Below are 16,535 nucleotides of genomic sequence, written 5' to 3' on the forward strand. Positions count from 1 at the left end.
AAAGTCACTTCCTCCCAGTGGGGGATCGGGCGCTCGGCAGGAGCAGATCCATCGCCAAGCTATCAAACGCGAGAAGCAGCCCACCGCCAGACCGGCCCGATCGATCGAACAAATGTGTCAATATTCCTTGAATATCGGACACATGTTCTATGCAGTTCGATCATGGGTGGGGAACTCTGGAACTCAACGACACACAACTCATGGCCGAGACAGTCGCCGTCTCCGCCGAGATCCACACCGCGCAGGTACAGCGAGTGGATCTGATGATCGCGATGTTCGAACGCGACACCGCCGAAGAACACGGCTACCGCAGCCCCGCACACTGGCTCGCCGCCGCAACGAACCTGGAGATCGGTGGATGCCACCCACCGCATCGAGGCATTGGCTCGTCTGCTGCGGCTGGAACCGGAAGTCCGCAAAGCCTATTCATCCGGACTGTTGGATGTAGACAAAGCCCGCCAGATCGCGTACCTCTGCCAGCACTACCCCGCACTACGAATCCCTGCGAGTTCGAGAAAGCCCGCGACATCCTGATCGGGCATGCGTCCGACACCGTGTCGACGAAGGCCACCGTTACTGACCCACGCGTAGAGAGAACACAGTCATCGTTACCAGGGCACCCGTGTGCCCTGGTAACGGTGGCTGTGCGCGTTCCCCCGGGTACGTCCGAAAGCTACTTCACGATGTTGACCATCCTGCCAGGAACCACGATCACCTTGCGCGGCGAGGCACCGGCGAGCAGATCCAAGATCTTCGCATCGGCCAGCGCCGCGGCCTCGATCGCATCCGGCTTCGCGTCGGCCGGGACGGTGATGCGGCTACGGACCTTGCCGTTGACCTGGATCGGGTATTCGACGGTGTCCTCCACCAGCCACTTCTCGTCGGCGGTCGGGAAAGGCCCGTGCGCAAGCGGTTCGGAGTTCCCGAGCCGCGACCACAACTCCTCTGCGAGGTGCGGCGCGACCGGAGCCACCATGAGTACGAGCGGCTCGACCGCGGTACGCGGCGCACCCGACGGGTACCGCTTCGTCAGATGGTTCGTGTACTCGATCAGCTTCGCGATCGCGGTGTTGTCGCGCAGATGCGTGTAATCGTCGGTCACGCCGGCGACGGCCTTGTTCAGGGCGCGAAGGGTATCGTCGTCCGGCTCTGCGTCGGTGACGCGGACAGCACCGGTCTCCTCCTCGACCACCAGACGCCACGCGCGCTGCAGGAACCGCGACGCACCGACGACATCCTTGGTCGCCCACGGACGAGACTGATCGAGCGGGCCCATCGACATCTCGTAGACACGCAGGGTGTCGGCGCCGTAGTCGTTGCAGATCTCGTCGGGCGCAACGGAATTCTTGAGGGACTTACCCATCTTCCCGTATTCGCGGGCGACTTCCTGCTCACCGTCGGGACCCGTCCAGAAGAACTTGCCATCGCGTTCGACCACTTCGCCGGCGGGAACGTACACGCCACGCGAATCGGTGTACGCATAGGCCTGGATGTAGCCCTGGTTGAACAGGCGGCGGTACGGCTCGGACGACGTGACGTAGCCGAGGTCGAAGAGCACCTTGTGCCAGAAGCGAGCGTAGAGCAGGTGCAGCACCGCATGCTCGACACCGCCGACATACAGGTCGACGCCGCCCGGGTCGTTCGGGCCGTGGAGTTCGGGGCGCGGACCCGTCCAGTAGGCCTCGTTCTCCTTGGCACAGAACTCTTCCGAGTTCGTCGGGTCGATGTAGCGCAGCTGGTACCACGAACTGCCCGCCCACTGCGGCATCACATTGGTGTCGCGGGTGTAGTGCCGCAGCCCGTCGCCGAGATCGAGTTCGACGTTCACCCAGTCGGAGGCCTTCGCGAGCGGGGGCGACGGCTCGGAATCTGCATCGTCGGGGTCGAACGACACCGGCGCGTAGTCTTCGACCTCCGGAAGTTCCACCGGCAGCATCGAATCGGGCAGTGCGTGAGCTCCACCCTGCTCGTCGTACACGATCGGGAACGGCTCGCCCCAGTAACGCTGACGGGCGAACAGCCAGTCACGCAGCTTGTACTGGACGGTGCCGGTACCGGTGCCGTCTTCCTCGAGCTTCGCGATGACGGTCTTCTTCGCGTCGGCGATGTTCAGCCCGTCCAGCAGGCCGGAGTTCACGAGAGTGCCGTCGCCGGTGTACGCCTCGGTCGTGATGTCGCCACCGGAGATGACCTCGCGGATGGGCAGGCCGAACGCGGTCGCGAATTCCCAGTCGCGCTGGTCGTGGCCGGGAACGGCCATGATCGCGCCGGTGCCGTAGCCGGTGAGCACGTAGTCGGCGATGAAGATCGGGAGCTTCTCACCATTGACGGGGTTCACGGCGTACGCGCCGAGGAACACACCGGTCTTCTCCTTCGACTCCTGCCGCTCGAGGTCGGATTTTGCGCCGATCGCTGCGCGGTACGCGGCGACGGCCTCGGCGGGAGCAGCAGCGCCACCGGTCCACCGCGCGTCGACGTCGGCCGGCCACGCCGACGCGACGATCTCGTCGACGAGTTCATGCTCGGGAGCGAGGGTGACGTAGCTGGCACCGAAGAGAGTGTCGGGGCGGGTCGTGAAGACCTCGACCGCGGCATCCGCGCCGTCCACCGCGAACGCCACCTGAGCACCGTGCGAGCGGCCGATCCAGTTGCGCTGCATGGACTTGACCTTGTCGGGCCAGTCCAGGTATTCGAGGTCGTCGATGAGGCGATCGGAGTACGCGGTAATCCGCATCATCCACTGGCGCAGGTTCTTCCGGAACACCGGAAAGTTGCCGCGTTCGGAACGACCGTCGGCCGTGACCTCTTCGTTGGCCAGGACGGTGCCGAGCCCTGGGCACCAGTTGACGAGCGAATTCGACCGGTAGACGAGGCGGTACGAGTCGAGAACCGCGCCACGCTCGCTCGTCGACAGCGATGCCCAGTCGCGCCCGTCGTCGAGGGTGCGCGTGCCGTCGCCGAATTCGGCTTCGAGCTCGCTGATCCGACGAGCCTTACCGGCTGCGGTGTCGTACCACGCGTTGTAGATCGTGAGGAAGATCCACTGCGTCCAGTGATAGAAGTCGACATCGGTGGTCGCGACGGAGCGACGGTCGTCGTGGCCGAGCCCCAGACGTCCGAGTTGCCGCTTCATGTTCACGATGTTGGCTTCGGTGGTGGTGCGGGGGTGGGTGCCCGTCTGCACCGCGTACTGCTCTGCGGGCAGGCCGAACGCGTCGTAGCCGAGTGTGTGCAGCACGTTACGACCCTGCATCCGATGGAAGCGGGCGTAGACGTCGGTCGCGATGTATCCGAGGGGGTGCCCGACGTGCAGGCCGGAGCCCGACGGGTACGGGAACATGTCCTGCACGAACAACTTGTCGGCGGGTACCCCGCGTGCAGGATCACTGTCGGCGAGATCGCCCACCGGGTTGGGTGCGTGGAAGGTGCCGCGCTCGCGCCACAACTCCTGCCAGCGCTGCTCGATCTGCCCCGCGAGTTCCGCGGTGTAGCGGTGCTGCGGGGTTGCGTCGGACGACTGCTGCTGAGCAGCACCGTGCGGCTGTGTTGAGGGCTGAACGGGACGGGTCACGGTGATCGCTATCTACTCGGCCGGTGTTTGTGGGCTCCAACCAGGGTAGAACGTGCACATACCCGACGGGTGGGGCGGCCACACGCGGCGGTATCCTGATCGGGTGCTGATCGTCGCCATCCTGCTTTTCCTTATCGCCCTCGCCGTCGGCGCGGTCGGTGTCGCGGCGCTGACCGGCAAGCTCCCGCGCAACCGCTGGGCGGGTGTGCGCACGCCGGAGTCACTCCGCGACGACGCCACCTTCGCCATGTCCAACAAGATCGCTGCACCCAGCATGCTCGGCGCAGCTGCACTGTGCGTCTTCGGTGGCGTCGCAGCGCTGACCCTGCCGACGATCTGGGGTGTGGTCGCCGTGGTCGTCACCGTCGTGGCTGCTCTGCTCACCGCGGGCGCCGGTGGGTCCATCGCCGCGCGGGTCGCCGAAGCCACGAAGCCCGAGGAGGCCGGCTGCGGTACGTCGTGCGGGTCGTGCAGCCTGCGCGGAATGTGCGAACCGACCGCCTGAGCTTCGCTCCTGCGGCTGTCCCTACGATGTGGCCATGACCAGCCGCCGCACCATCGACCCCGCCGGCGCCGTGTTCGGTCTCGCGATCCCACTGCTGTGTGCACTCGCCGTTCTGATTCTCACCGCCGCATGGGAGCCGAGGCTGCCAGCTGAGGTGGCATCCCATTGGTCGGGCTCGACTCCCGACTCGTTCACGAACCCGATGACCGGCGCGTGGACGATGGCGTTACTGATAGCGCTGGTCGGGGGCGGATGCTGCGCGATCGCCGCACTCGCCCAGGCACAGCTGATGATGCGCCGGTACATGCTGGTGATCGGGCTTGCGGTGACCTTCCTGATGGCGACGCTGTACGTCGCGACACTGACCGTACAGCTCGACGTGTCCGACCCGTCGGACGCGCCGTTTCCCGCGTGGTCGCTCGGGCTGGGGATGTGTGTCGGCATCGCGGTCGGATGGCTCGGCGCGAGCCTGCTCCGTGATTACCGGGAGCGTCCGCCTGCGACGACCACGCCCGACCCGTCACTGCCACGCGGCTCCGTCGCGCTGCCCATCGTCGACCAGGTCGGTACCGGTCGGCCCACCACCGCGGTGCTCGCGCTTCTCGTGCTGGTCCCCGTGATCATCGTGTGTCTCTTGATGGGGAGCTGGTGGCCCATGGCCATCGCAATCCCGTCGTGTTTCCTGATCCTGAGCCTGCTCCGATTCACCGTGCGAGTGGACGAGCAGGGTGTGTCGGTGCGCAACCTCGGCGCATCCGCCCTCGACTACGACCTCGACGAGATCATCGGCGCGAAGGTCACCGAGACACGCCCGTTCCAGGACTGGGGCGGATGGGGTATGCGGATCAAGCGACCCAACCGGTACGGGCTTGTCACGAACACCGGTCCCGCGCTGGTGATCACCACCGAATCAGGTCACGAACTCACGATTACGACCGACCGTGCCGAGGAGATGGCAGGCGCCATCAACACCCTCGCCGATCGACGGGCATAATCCTTCTACTTCCACCCGGCCCCGCTACTTCCACCCGGCGTTTCCTCCTCGGATCTGGCAACATCGGGGCCATGGGCGGCAGGCGAGGTGAGAGCGGATCGTTTCGATCCGTCTCAGGGGAAACCCCTGGGTACAGTTCACAGTCGGTTCCTGCGTCCGACGCCGCACCGCACGCTGCGCGTGCCGAACGGCGCCGCGACCACGAGGTTCAGGTCACCTCGCGTGCCGTCCGTCCTGCGTGCCGTCCGGCCTGAACAGCACCGTTCCCCTCTCATGATCGAACCGTCACTTCCCGCCGACGAGGTTTCGGAGGCGGCAGCTGTGTTCTCACGGATCTACACCGCCTGGACATGGCCTGAAGTACTGCGGGCACTCGACTCCGTCCTGCCCGGGGAGATTGCCCCCGATGTCGCGCATCGCTTGTTCCATCTGGCACGGGCGGAGCCACGTCATCCCGCGGCCGCCCTGGCCGACGCACTCGCACCGTGGACGATTCCCAGGCCCGCAGTGCCTCGACGCATCGAATTGCATGAGCCGACGTCGACGGGGTCCGTGCTCGACGGTCTGCCCGATCTCTACTCCGTCGAGCAATGCGCGCACTGGCTCGGTCTCACCGTCCCCGAACTCGAGTGGTTCGCCGACCGCGGCAACTGGTTGCGCACCGCCGGACCACCGCTTCGGCATTACCGAATCTGGCACCGCACGAAACGCGATGGCGTCCGCGTCATCGAAGCGCCGAAACCCCGGATGCGCGAGACACAGCGACGTCTGCTCCACCGACTCGTCGGAAAGATTCCCGCGCATCCGGCCGCTCGCGGGTTCGTGCCGGGTTCGTCGCCTGCCGCGTTCGCCTGGCCGCACACCGACCGGTGCACGGTGCTGCGTATCGACCTGCGCCACTGCTTCGAGACGATCACCCTCCGTCGTGTCAGGGGAGTGTTCGACCGTGCCGGTTACCCACCGCGGATCGCTCGCCTGCTCGCCGAGTTGTGCACGACCACGACGCCGGTCGATGCGCTCGACGGTGTCGCCTCAGCGCACGCGGCTCTGCTGCGCGACAGGCATTTGCCGCAGGGCGCGCCGACATCACCTCACCTGGCGAACCTGGTGTTGCGGTCGCTGGACCGACGTCTCGACGGATATGCCCGGCGCAACGACCTGCGCTACACCCGATACGGCGACGACCTGGCATTGTCGGGGGACACGCTCGACGTCGACCGAACGCTGTGGATGGTGATTCGAGTGGTGTCCGCGGAAGGGTTCGTCGTACATCCCGACAAGCTTCGGATCATGCACCGGCATCAGCGGCAACGCCTCGCGGGCCTGGTGGTCAACGACCGGCCACAGGTCGCCCGCTCGGAGTACGACACTCTGCGCGCGCTGCTGCACAACGCGATCCGGGAGGGCGCAGCGTCTCAGAACCGGAGCGGCCATCGTGACTTCCGTGCCCACGTGTACGGGCTGGTCGCCTGGATCGGTGCCACCTCGCCGGCGCGCAGACAACGGCTGCTGCAGATGGCCGCGGCTGTCGACTGGGAATCCTGAGGGCCCCGCATGCGCCGGTGAGTCAGTTCCGTTCGACCTCGATCGGGTGGGTCGCCAGCAACGCGGTCGGGAGCGGCTGGCGGCGAAGCACAGCCGCCCACTGATCGATACCGGCCGGAGCCAGGATGTCGCGAGGTAGGGCGGAGACGACCATCCAATCGTCGTTGCCGAGTTCACCGTCGAGCTGACCGGCACTCCACCCCGCGTAGCCTGCGAAGATCCGCACTCCTTCGATGTGCTCGACGAGGGTCGCGGGGTCGGTGTCGAGGTCGATCAGCACGACCCGGCCCGCGATCCTGCGGACGCCCTTCATGTTGTCGACCTCGGCGCCCTGACGCGCGGTGCCGAGGCACAACGCAGAATTCCGGTGAACAGGCCCACCCACGTACAGCGCACCCGGCGACGCCGACAGCGGAGCCCAGCGGGGGAGCATCGCGCCGACGGCGGTGTCGCTGATCCGATTGAGTACGACGCCGAAGCTACCGGAATCGTTGTGTTCGATGACGTAGATCACGGTGCGGCGGAACGTGGCTTCGGAGAGGTCGGTGCCGGCGACGAGCAGATTCCCCGCACGGACCTTGGGGGTCGACGGTGCGGTGCGATCCTCGGGGTCGTCCTGGTGCTGCGCCACTCCGTCATTCTCTCACCGCGGCTGTGCGTTTGTGGTCACGAATCCTGCAGTGTCGGCGAGAACCGCAAGGTGATACTCGAACAGCGCCGACGCGTCGGTGAAGGTGTCGCGACCGTACTGACCGAAGACCTCGAAGCTCACCGCACCGAACAGCCCGGACCACACCAGGACCCCGCGGGCGAGGACCGTGTCGGGTAGCTCCCTGTCGAACTCACTCCTGATCCGCACGAGATCGTCCCCGAGCGAGTCGGGGACCTGAACGGTCTCGATCGACCGCAACGCACCGGAGGCATAGGCGTCCGCCAGGATCCCGACGAGACGAACGACGACCCGGGTTCCGGGTTCGGTCGTGCGTTCGGCGGGTGCCTGGTAGCCGGGGACGGGGCTTCCGAACAACAGCGCGTATCGCGCCGGCTCTCGCAGCCCCCATTCGCGGACTGCGCGGCCCAACGCACGGAACCGGTCGAAGGAGTCTTCCGCGTCGGCGATTGCGGCGTCGACAGCGTCTCCGAGTTCGTCGTACGCATCGATCACCAGAAGCGTGAGCAGCTCGTCGCGGCTCGCGACGTAGCGGTACACGGCGGACGACACCACTCCGAGGTCGCGAGCGACGGCTCGCAGCGACAGTGCGGCGGCGCCTTCGGTCGCCAGGTGGTCGCGGCCGATCCGGAGGATGTCGGCCATCGTGCGTGCGCGCGCCTTTGCGCGAGGTGTCGTCATGTCTTCAGCCTGACCATTACCGCGAGCACTGTCAACAAATGTGAGCACTGCTCTTGACATGCCTACGCTCAGCGGTGCAGTCTGAATCCAGAACAGAGAGCAGTGCTCACTTTTTACGAAAGGCGGACGCCATGTCGAAACTCCACGTAGTCGCGGGCGCCGGACCTGTCGGTACCACCGTCGCGGAACAACTCGCAGCACAGGGACACCGCGTCCGCGTCCTGACCCGTTCGGGGAGCGGACCCGACCACCCCCGCATCGAGCGCCTGCACATCGACGTCAACGATCCCCGCGCCCTCGACGACGCACTCACCGGGCCCGACGGAGACAGTGCCGTTGCGTTCTACATGTGCATCCACGGCTCGACCTACTCCGCCGAGGTGTGGGAGAAGGAACTGCCCGCCGCCGAGCAGGTCGTGCTCGATGCTGCGGGTCGCGTCGGCGCGGTCGTCGTGTTCCCCGAGAGCCTCTACTCCTACAGCTCCCCGCACGAGGTCATGACCGAGAACTCACCCCGAGGCGCGACCCGCGGCAAACTCGGTGTGCGCACTCGTCTGCTCGCAGCCCGCGACGCACACTCCACACCGACGGTCAGCGTCGTGGCATCGGATTTCTTCGGACCCCATGTCCTCAATGCCCATGCGGGCGAACGCATGGTCCCCGTTGTTCTCGCCGGGAAGACGTCACGAGTACTCGGATCGGCGGACACACCACATTCGTTCACCTACGTGCCCGATCTCGCAGCCGCGATGATCGCCGCCGCCGGCAACGACGAAGTATGGAACCGCGTCCTGCACGCACCCACCGCACCGGCGGTCACACAGCGCGAGATCGCAACCGCCTTCGCCACCGCCGCACGAATGCCCGCACCGAAGGTGGGGACCATCCCCACCTGGGTCCTGCGTGCCGGTGCGATCGTCAGCAGCGACATGCGTGAACTCGCGGAGACCGCCTACATGTTCACCGACCCGTTCGTCATGGACTCGAGCCGTACCGAGGCCGCCCTCGGGTTGTCGCCCACACCGATCTCGGAAGCCGCCGACACGACCGTCCGCTGGTGGCAGCACCGCGCCCGATAGGCCGCCTGCCACACCGCGCCCGATAGGCCGCCTGCCACACAGATAGTCTCGGAGATTGTGCAGGACTCGAAGCGGCAGGCGTGGCATTCGACGGTCTCCGCCCTCCGCGGATCACCGGGACTCGCTCGTCTGACGATCGTCCGCTTCGCGAGCCAGTTCGGCGACGGCATGTTCCAGGCCGCCCTCGGCGGAGCGATCCTGTTCAATCCCGAACGACACGCCGATCCCGTGGCCATCGCCGCGGGATTCGCCGTTCTCCTGCTCCCGTACTCGGTGATCGGCCCGTTCGCCGGTGCGCTCCTCGACCGCTGGGACCGCCGACTCGTTCTGGTATGGGCCAACGCGCTCCGCGGCGTGTTCATCCTTGCGGCCGCAACCGTGCTCGTCACCGGGGGGCCGCAGACCCCGTTGATGTTGCTCGCACTCGCCGCCGTCGGGGTGAGTCGCTTCGTTCTCGCCGGGGTGTCGGCATCGCTCCCACACGTCGTCGCCCAATCCTGGCTCGTCCCGGTCAATTCCGTTCTCGCGACGGTAGGTTCCGCCGTGTCGGCGGCGGGTGCCGGGGCCGCGGTCACGACGATCGCTTTCGTCGGTACCGGCGACCTCGGTTCAGGAATTGCCGTCGCGCTCGGAGCGTCCGGATCCGTGATCGGCGCAGTCGCGGCAGGAAGATTCGCACGCCAGGCGCTGGGGCCGGACGGCGCACGGCCCCGGGCGGTGGTGCGCACCATCGTCGCCGGGCTGCGCACCGGAGCAACAGCGGTCTGGGAAGCCCCCGGTGTCGCCGCCGCGATGATCGGCATCGGTGCACACCGCATCGTCTTCGGCATCGACACGCTGATCATGGTGCTCGTCCTCCGCGACACCGAACACGAGACGTCCTTGCCCGGCGGGTTCGCCGGATTCGGTGTGGCGGTCGCGGCCACCGCAATCGGCATGCTCATCGCAGCGATCGTCGCGCCGTTCCTCATCCCGCGACTCGGTCGGCCGCGCACCGTCACCGTCGGGTTGATCGGCGCGGCGGTGGTACAACTCCTGTTCGTCACAACCGTGACTCAGGGCCCGCTCCTCATCGCCGCGTTCCTGCTCGGCCTCGCGGGTCAGACGATCAAGCTCACCGGCGACGCCGCGATGCAGATAGACATCGACGACGCACGGCGCGGACAGGTCTTCGCACTGCAGGACACCGTCTTCAACATTGGGTTTCTCGCCGCACTCGCAGTCGCGGCATTCGTCGTCGCACCGGACGGCCGCTCGCCCGCGCTCGCTGTCGCCGGCGCAGCGGTCTACATCCTCGGTGTGATCGGGGTGCTCGCGATCAGACGTTACCGAATCGACCGTTACCGAATCGACCCCGGGCGCTGATCACGCAGCGCGGTGGATCCGGATCTCGGTCGCCTTGATCACGAACCACACCGTCGCACCCGGTTCGAGTGTCAGCTCGGCAGCCGCAGCCGTCGTGATCTCGGCTGTCAACCCGCCCGACGCACGCACCAGCACGGTCGCGCCTCGGGCCTCGAGCTCACCGATCTCGACACACAGCGCGTTCCGCGGACTTCCGTGTGGAGGCTCGGTGTAGACAGCCACCGCTGACGGCAGAAACACGGCGGCCGCTGCGGTACCGGCGGTGCAATCGTCGTCGACAAGTCCGTGCACGACACCGACTTCCGTAGCGAGACCATCGGCTTCGACGATCCCCCCGAGTAGGTTCGTTCCTGCGATCCGCGCGCCGAATGTACTGCGCGGGCGGGTCAGGACACGTCGCACGGGGCCGTCCTCGACAATCCGTCCGCCCTCGACGACGATCACACGATCGGCGAGCGCCAGAACATCGAGGGGGTCGTGGGTGACGATCAGCGCGGTACGACCGTCCTCACGAAGCACCCTGCGCAGCAGCGACCGTACGGCCGGTGCCGTGGCGACATCGAGTGCGGCCATCGGTTCGTCGAGCAGGAGTAGTTCCGGATCGGCCGCCAGTGCCCTCGCGACCGCGATGCGCTGAGCCTGCCCACCCGACAGTTGATGCGGTGTGCGGTCAGCGAATTCGACGGCGTCGACGGCCTTCAACCACCGCATCGCGGCCTCACGTGCAACACGACGCCGTTTCCCTGCGCTGCGGGGCGCGAACGCCACATTGTCCAGAGCGGTCAGGTGCGGAAACAGAAGCGCCTGCTGCGCAAGCAAGGCAACCGAGCGTTTGTGGGGTGGTACCGCGGCGCCCGATGCAGTGTCGGTGAGTACCCGGTCGCCCAATTCGACGCGGCCACGGTCGGGCCGGAGCAAGCCGGAGATCACACCGAGCAGCGTGGACTTTCCGGCTCCGTTCGGCCCCAGAACCGCGACGGTGCTGCCCTCGTCCACTTCGAGATCGACCATGAAGTCGCGCTCATCGACGCTCGCCTGCACCTGCAGCCGACTCACTGATCCGCTCCTTTCGGGCGTCGCGAGTGCACGGCGACGACGATCACCAGTGCAACAACGATGAGCAGCAGCGAGAGAGCCACCGCCGCATCGGGGTCGGTCTCGCGCCGCAGATAGATCTCGAGGGGGAGCGTGCGTGTGGTGCCCTGCAAGCTGCCCGCGAAGGTGAGAGTCGCGCCGAATTCTCCGAGCGCGCGGGCGAATGCGAGGACCGCGCCCGATGCGAGACCGGGCAGCACGAGCGGCAGGGTGACGCGACGGAATACGGTGGTGGGCCGGGCGCCGAGCGTCGCTGCGACGTTCTCATATCGGTGTCCCGCTGTGCGCAAGGCACCTTCGAGGCTCATCACGAGGAACGGCAATGCCACGAAGGTCTGCGCCACCACCACAGCGGTGGTGGAGAACGCGATGCTGATTCCGAGTACCTCGAGGTGCTCACCGAGCAGACCGCGTCGGCCGTAGGTGTAGAGCAGGGCGATACCCCCGACCACCGGCGGGAGGACGAGCGGAAGGAGCACCAGCGCGCGCACCACCTGCTGGCCTCGGAAACTACTGCGCGCCAGCACAAGAGCCATGGGTATCCCCAGAGTTGTGCACAGCAGTGTACTGAGGGACGCGGTCACCAGACTGAGTTCGAGTGCATCGAGCGAGGCTTCGGACGTGATCAGCTCTGGATAGTTCGCCCAGTCGACCGTGAGCAGCATCGCCACCAACGGGACTGCGATGAAGACGAATCCCACCGCGGCGGGCACGTACATCCACCGGGGAATCCGCGTCGATGTGCGCGCTACCCTCACGGTGCCACTATCGCCGCCGACGCAACCACGGCGGCCCGCATTCTCATGTGCGCTCCCCGGGGGTCTCGACGATGACATTGGTGGACTTGACGACGGCGACCGAGATGCTGCCCGGTACGAGGCCGAGTTCTTCGACGGCTTCGGTGCTCATCAGCGAGACGATCCGGTGGGGGCCGCACTGCATCTCCACCTGCGACATCACGGTGTCGGAGACGACCCGGGTGACCAGGCCGACGAGGCGATTTCGCGCCGAGCTGCCGACACCCAGAAGGTCGGGCGCCGCAGCGGCCTGCGCTCGGGCGAAGGCAGCAAGCTCGCTGCCTTCGATCACTTTGCGTCCCGCGTCGTCCTTGCCCGCCGACAGCGAACCCTGATCGACCCAGCGGCGGACCGTGTCATCGCTGACTCCTAGGAGCACTGCGGCGTCTTTGATCCGCACATTCGTCATGAAATGGACCATACTTCCGCATTTTCGGATGAACAAGATCCTACTGTCGGCCGTGACGCCTCAGGCCTGCCGCGCGACGTCGTTGCGGCCCCTCAGGAATGACCGTGACACGAACTGTCGTCCCGGACTCGCCCCGAGGTGCCGTATCCGGCGCGGCCGGTGGAGCCGGATCGGCGGGATTGCTGAGGTCCACCCACTGCGCGACCGCGGCTTCACGGCGAAGGTCCTCACGATTCGGGGCGAGCAGCAACGCGACGATGGGTAAGGCGATCACGAGGATGCCGAGAACGAAGGCCGGGAACAGCAGGGACAGAACGGTCAGTCCCTCGGGGTCGGCGGCGTTCGGATCGATCGTGGCCTTCACGCCCGCCATACCCGTGTAGTGCAGAGCAACCACAGCGCATCCCATGATCAGCGCCGCAGCAGCCCGGGCAGGAAGACGTTCCGCCACACCGGCCAGCCACAGCGCGGCTGTGGACGCGACGACGCCGATGACGATCGAGGCGATCACGAACGCCTGATCGTGCTCGATCGTGCCCTTGATCCTGATCGCGGCCATACCGCTGTAGTGCATGAGACTCACAGCCAGGCCCATCACCAGTCCACCGACGGCGAGCGGGACGCCACGAGGCACTCGCGTCTTCCACCCGGCACGCGAGTCCACGATCCAGAGACCGAACAGCGTCGCACCGATCGCAAGCACGACAGAGAAGAGCGTCGGCGCGAGGGCATACCTGATCGCCGAGCCGGGCACGGCAAATCCCATCATGCCGATGAAGTGCATCAACCAGATCCCGACCCCGCCGATGGCGAGCGACGCCGTGGCGAGCCATCGTATTCTGGCGTTCCGTCCGTCGTCCTTGAACGACTGCCGAACGCAGGACAGGCCCACATACGATCCGACGACCGAAGTCGCGTATGCCAGGAAGAAGACCCACAGACCCATCGTGAAATGGTGTAGTTCGTGCGACATCCATAACTCCGTACGGCACGCCTGGCTGTTGCCCCAGATCCGGATGGGACGTGCCGTACCGACCGATCGAGACCGCACCAAGTCCCCGACGCGGCGCAAGCGAGGTTACCTCATGTCACATTTCGATAACCCTCCGGAGTAGTCCCGGTCACAGAGGGGCTGGAGGCAACAGCCGCGCGGGTCGTCTATTCGGGGCTCGGGTCGGGAATCTCGTCCGGCTTGTAGGCAGGAAGCCGCGACGCCGGGAGGATCGCAACCGCACTGATCCCCGCGAGAATCAGCAATCCGGTCTTCAGGGCCCTCAATCGTGCATCGGTGTTGATCTGCACGGCCGCATCGACCACCGCCGGTGACGCACTCGTCGCGCTGAGCACCTCGCGGAGTTGATCGTTGCTCACGAAGTTGACGTCGTCGAGGTCGATCTCGGCGACGACGGACTCCGGAATCTCGACATCGTTGGCGACCGACTGAGCGACATTGAGCCCGAGGATCGTCACCAGCATCGCTCCCGCAACCGCGGTACCGACAGCAGAGGCCAAATTCTGGGTCGTGCCTCGAATCGAGCCCACATCCCCGGCCAGCTCCTTCGGCGCCGAGGTCACGAGCACGTTGAACACCAACGTGACCAATGCGCCCTGCCCCACCCCGAAGACGATCAGACCCGCGATCGTGGGGAGGGTCTCCCAGTCGTTCGTCACGACGAAGGCAAGCCAGACCAGGGCCGCCGTCGTCAGGACGAACGAGAACATCCCGATGACTCTGGGGCTGAACCGCTTGTAGAAACGAATGATCAGGGTGGCCGTGACGAACACCGTCAGATTGAACGGCATCATCGCCAGCGAGGTGTCGAACGGCGAGCGTCCCTGGACGATCTGGATGTACAGCGGCACGGTGAAGTTCAGCGCCGCTTCCAACGCGACCACCACGAACATTGCGTAGAGCGCTGCCCTCTCCCGGGACGAGCCGAGCACCGACAGACTGACCAGCGGAACCTTACCGACCTGCACCCTGCGCCTGGTCCAGACCAGGAAGGCCTGACCGAGAACGACACCGAGGACGATGAGGATCGGTGCCGGCGACAGGCCGACGACATCGAACGGCGCTCCGTCACGAGCGATGAGCAGACCCCACCCGTTGAGATTGTTGAAACCCAAGGTCAGCACCACGATCGCGACGCCGATCAGGGTCGCGGCAACCACATCGATCTCGACCGACGAGTTACCCCGGTCCGAGCGAAGAGTGAAACTGAAGACGAACACCGCAATTGCAACCACCAGCACGATCCCGAACACCGGACGCCACCCGACGGTCGAACCGAGCGCACCGCCGATGAGGAACGCGCTCATCCCGGAGAACGCGCGGGCCGACCCCAGCGAGCCGATGGCGGTCGCCTGCTGGGTTCCGTGATAGTTCTCCGCGATCAACGCCACCAGTGCCGGCACGATGATCGCCGCCGACACCCCGGCGAGAGTCTGAGCTGCAATGACGAACTCGACGGTGGGCGCGAAGATCATCATCAACGACGAACCCGCGAACACGACGACGACGATGCGGAACACGAGAACCCACCCGAACCGCTGGCCGAGTTTCGCACCGAGCATCACCAGCGCGGCCACGCCGATTCCGTACATGACGATGGCGGTGCTCACCGCGGTCGGCGGCGCACCGAAATCGTCGACCATGCCACCGATCGACACCGGCAATGCCGCCACGTTGAACGACATCAGAATCTGACCGAGGAACAACCCGATCATCGGAAGCCACGAGTTGCGCTGTTCGACCGTCGCGGTGTCTTTTCCTGTACTCATCAGAAGAGCCCCTTCTGTCGAGAATGCGCAGCGGAAGCGAAGATGTTCAGTCCGAGCACCCTCGACAGATAGGCTGTCGCAAGCTGTCCTCGAATGCTGTTTCCCGCGGAGTCCAGGAGCGGTGAGAACACCCCGATTCCGCACTTACCGGGCGCAATCGACACGATGCCACCCGAAACACCCGATTTGGCAGGCAATCCGATCTCGAACAGCCACTCACCGGAGCGTTCGTACAATCCCGTTGCAGACAGGACGGCCAGCGTGTCGCGGCATACTCCGGGTGGTACGACCCTCCGACCGGTCAGCGGGTTGATGCCCCCGTCCGCGAGAGTCGCACCCATGATCGCGAGGTCCCGTGCATCGACTTTCAGAGAACACTGCTTCGTGTACACATCGACGACCTCGTCGGGGTCGAGTTCGACGCGCCCATAGCTCGCGAGTAGCCGGGCGATGGCGCGGTTGCGCTGATTCGACTCGGATTCGGACCGGTATACGGCGTCGTCGAGTTCCAGCTGCCGCCCCGCGAACTCGGACAAACCCGCCAGGACGGCATCCCATCGCTCGTCTGCAGAGGCACCCGGCACGAGGGCCGTCGTCGCAATCGCCCCCGCATTGACCATGGGGTTCATCGGGTGTCCGTCGTTGAGTTCGATGGCAATGACCGAGTTGAAGGCAGCCCCGGAGTTGTTCACACCCACACGTTCACGGACCAGTTCGTGACCGAGTTCTTGGCATGCGAGGGCGTAGACGAATGCCTTGGAGATCGACTGGATCGAGAACTCGATCTGCGTGTCACCGGACGAATGAACACCGCCGTCCGTACCCACCACGCATACGCCGAACCGCTCCGGATCGGCCTCGGCAAGCGCCGGAATGTAATCGGCCACCGCGCCGTCGCCGACAGACCGATACCGTCGATACGCAGCCTCGACGAGCGCATCCACCTCGTTCCATTCGGGTAGGTCGCCGGTGGATACTTCCTGGGACACGTCCCCGAGCCGGAGCTCCACGACAAAACCTCCCCCCGACCATCCTGCGGCACA

14 protein-coding genes are annotated in these 16,535 nt (G+C 65.9%); 5 read left to right on the forward strand and 9 right to left on the reverse strand.

Annotated elements, in window-relative coordinates:
- Positions 1–673: 673 nt before the first annotated feature.
- Positions 674–3,571 (reverse strand): leucine--tRNA ligase, encoded by a 2,898-nt coding sequence (gene leuS / locus Q7514_RS10090; protein ID WP_330133123.1) that lies wholly within the window; start codon positions 3,569–3,571, stop codon positions 674–676.
- A gap of 103 nt (positions 3,572–3,674) precedes the next feature.
- On the opposite strand from leuS, the gene Q7514_RS10095 reads away from it, so the two are divergent.
- From Q7514_RS10095 to Q7514_RS10105, 3 genes are all read left to right on the forward strand, one after another.
- Complete coding sequence (locus tag Q7514_RS10095; protein ID WP_132475883.1) at positions 3,675–4,076, forward strand: SdpI family protein; 402 nt, start codon at positions 3,675–3,677, stop codon at positions 4,074–4,076.
- A 34-nt stretch (positions 4,077–4,110) separates the two neighbouring features.
- Complete coding sequence (locus Q7514_RS10100; RefSeq protein WP_330133124.1) at positions 4,111–5,070, forward strand: DUF1648 domain-containing protein; 960 nt, start codon at positions 4,111–4,113, stop codon at positions 5,068–5,070.
- A 273-nt stretch (positions 5,071–5,343) separates the two neighbouring features.
- On the forward strand, positions 5,344–6,615 hold the full coding sequence (locus Q7514_RS10105) for a reverse transcriptase family protein (protein WP_330133125.1): 1,272 nt from the start codon (positions 5,344–5,346) through the stop codon (positions 6,613–6,615).
- Between the two features lie 22 nt (positions 6,616–6,637).
- On the opposite strand, the gene Q7514_RS10110 is transcribed toward Q7514_RS10105, so the two are convergent.
- Together Q7514_RS10110 and Q7514_RS10115 are read right to left on the reverse strand one after the other, a co-directional pair.
- A complete protein-coding gene (locus tag Q7514_RS10110; RefSeq protein ID WP_330133126.1) occupies positions 6,638–7,246 on the reverse strand; it encodes a YqgE/AlgH family protein in 609 nt (202 codons plus the stop codon).
- A gap of 12 nt (positions 7,247–7,258) precedes the next feature.
- Positions 7,259–7,966 (reverse strand): TetR/AcrR family transcriptional regulator, encoded by a 708-nt coding sequence (locus tag Q7514_RS10115; protein WP_330133127.1) that lies wholly within the window; start codon positions 7,964–7,966, stop codon positions 7,259–7,261.
- A 131-nt stretch (positions 7,967–8,097) separates the two neighbouring features.
- Between Q7514_RS10115 and Q7514_RS10120 the strand changes: the two genes are divergently transcribed.
- Positions 8,098–9,045, forward strand: a complete 948-nt coding sequence (locus Q7514_RS10120) for an NAD-dependent epimerase/dehydratase family protein (protein ID WP_330133128.1) — start codon at positions 8,098–8,100, stop codon at positions 9,043–9,045.
- 57 nt (positions 9,046–9,102) lie between these two features.
- The gene (locus Q7514_RS10125; protein ID WP_330133129.1) at positions 9,103–10,410 is read left to right on the forward strand and encodes an MFS transporter; all 1,308 of its coding nucleotides are present in this window, start codon (positions 9,103–9,105) and stop codon (positions 10,408–10,410) included.
- Here the strand turns inward: Q7514_RS10125 and Q7514_RS10130 are convergent, their stop codons facing one another.
- The 6 genes from Q7514_RS10130 to glsA form a co-directional block, all read right to left on the reverse strand.
- A complete protein-coding gene (locus Q7514_RS10130) occupies positions 10,411–11,466 on the reverse strand; it encodes a sulfate/molybdate ABC transporter ATP-binding protein (RefSeq protein WP_330133130.1) in 1,056 nt (351 codons plus the stop codon).
- Positions 11,463–12,224 carry an ABC transporter permease gene (locus Q7514_RS10135; RefSeq protein ID WP_330133542.1) on the reverse strand — a complete coding sequence of 254 codons (762 nt, stop codon included), beginning with the start codon at positions 12,222–12,224 and terminating at the stop codon, positions 11,463–11,465. Before Q7514_RS10135 ends, Q7514_RS10130 begins: the two co-directional genes overlap by 4 nt.
- Positions 12,225–12,306: 82 nt before the next feature.
- Positions 12,307–12,711 carry a TOBE domain-containing protein gene (locus tag Q7514_RS10140; protein ID WP_330133131.1) on the reverse strand — a complete coding sequence of 135 codons (405 nt, stop codon included), beginning with the start codon at positions 12,709–12,711 and terminating at the stop codon, positions 12,307–12,309.
- Positions 12,712–12,751: 40 nt separating this feature from the next.
- Positions 12,752–13,684 carry an MHYT domain-containing protein gene (locus Q7514_RS10145; RefSeq protein ID WP_330133132.1) on the reverse strand — a complete coding sequence of 311 codons (933 nt, stop codon included), beginning with the start codon at positions 13,682–13,684 and terminating at the stop codon, positions 12,752–12,754.
- 185 nt (positions 13,685–13,869) lie between these two features.
- Positions 13,870–15,492, reverse strand: coding sequence for an MFS transporter (locus tag Q7514_RS10150; RefSeq protein WP_330133133.1), 1,623 nt, complete (start codon positions 15,490–15,492; stop codon positions 13,870–13,872).
- A complete protein-coding gene (glsA, locus tag Q7514_RS10155; RefSeq protein WP_330133134.1) occupies positions 15,492–16,502 on the reverse strand; it encodes a glutaminase A in 1,011 nt (336 codons plus the stop codon). The genes Q7514_RS10150 and glsA overlap by 1 nt, the downstream gene beginning before the upstream one ends.
- Positions 16,503–16,535 lie beyond the last annotated feature (33 nt).

The sequence above is a fragment of the Rhodococcus artemisiae genome, from assembly GCF_036327795.1.
Taxonomy (GTDB): Bacteria; Actinomycetota; Actinomycetes; order Mycobacteriales; family Mycobacteriaceae; genus Rhodococcus; species Rhodococcus artemisiae.

What these genes read in the sequence shown, in the direction of transcription:
- Q7514_RS10145 (WP_330133132.1), bottom strand. Translation starts at nt 13,684, where the DNA reads ATGTCGCACGAACTACACCATTTCACGATGGGTCTGTGGGTCTTCTTC.
- Q7514_RS10105 (WP_330133125.1), top strand. Translation starts at nt 5,344, where the DNA reads ATGATCGAACCGTCACTTCCCGCCGACGAGGTTTCGGAGGCGGCAGCT.
- Q7514_RS10100 (WP_330133124.1), top strand. Translation starts at nt 4,111, where the DNA reads ATGACCAGCCGCCGCACCATCGACCCCGCCGGCGCCGTGTTCGGTCTC.
- Q7514_RS10115 (WP_330133127.1), bottom strand. Translation starts at nt 7,966, where the DNA reads ATGACGACACCTCGCGCAAAGGCGCGCGCACGCACGATGGCCGACATC.
- Q7514_RS10120 (WP_330133128.1), top strand. Translation starts at nt 8,098, where the DNA reads ATGTCGAAACTCCACGTAGTCGCGGGCGCCGGACCTGTCGGTACCACC.
- Q7514_RS10135 (WP_330133542.1), bottom strand. Translation starts at nt 12,224, where the DNA reads ATGTACGTGCCCGCCGCGGTGGGATTCGTCTTCATCGCAGTCCCGTTG.
- Q7514_RS10150 (WP_330133133.1), bottom strand. Translation starts at nt 15,492, where the DNA reads ATGAGTACAGGAAAAGACACCGCGACGGTCGAACAGCGCAACTCGTGG.
- Q7514_RS10140 (WP_330133131.1), bottom strand. Translation starts at nt 12,711, where the DNA reads ATGACGAATGTGCGGATCAAAGACGCCGCAGTGCTCCTAGGAGTCAGC.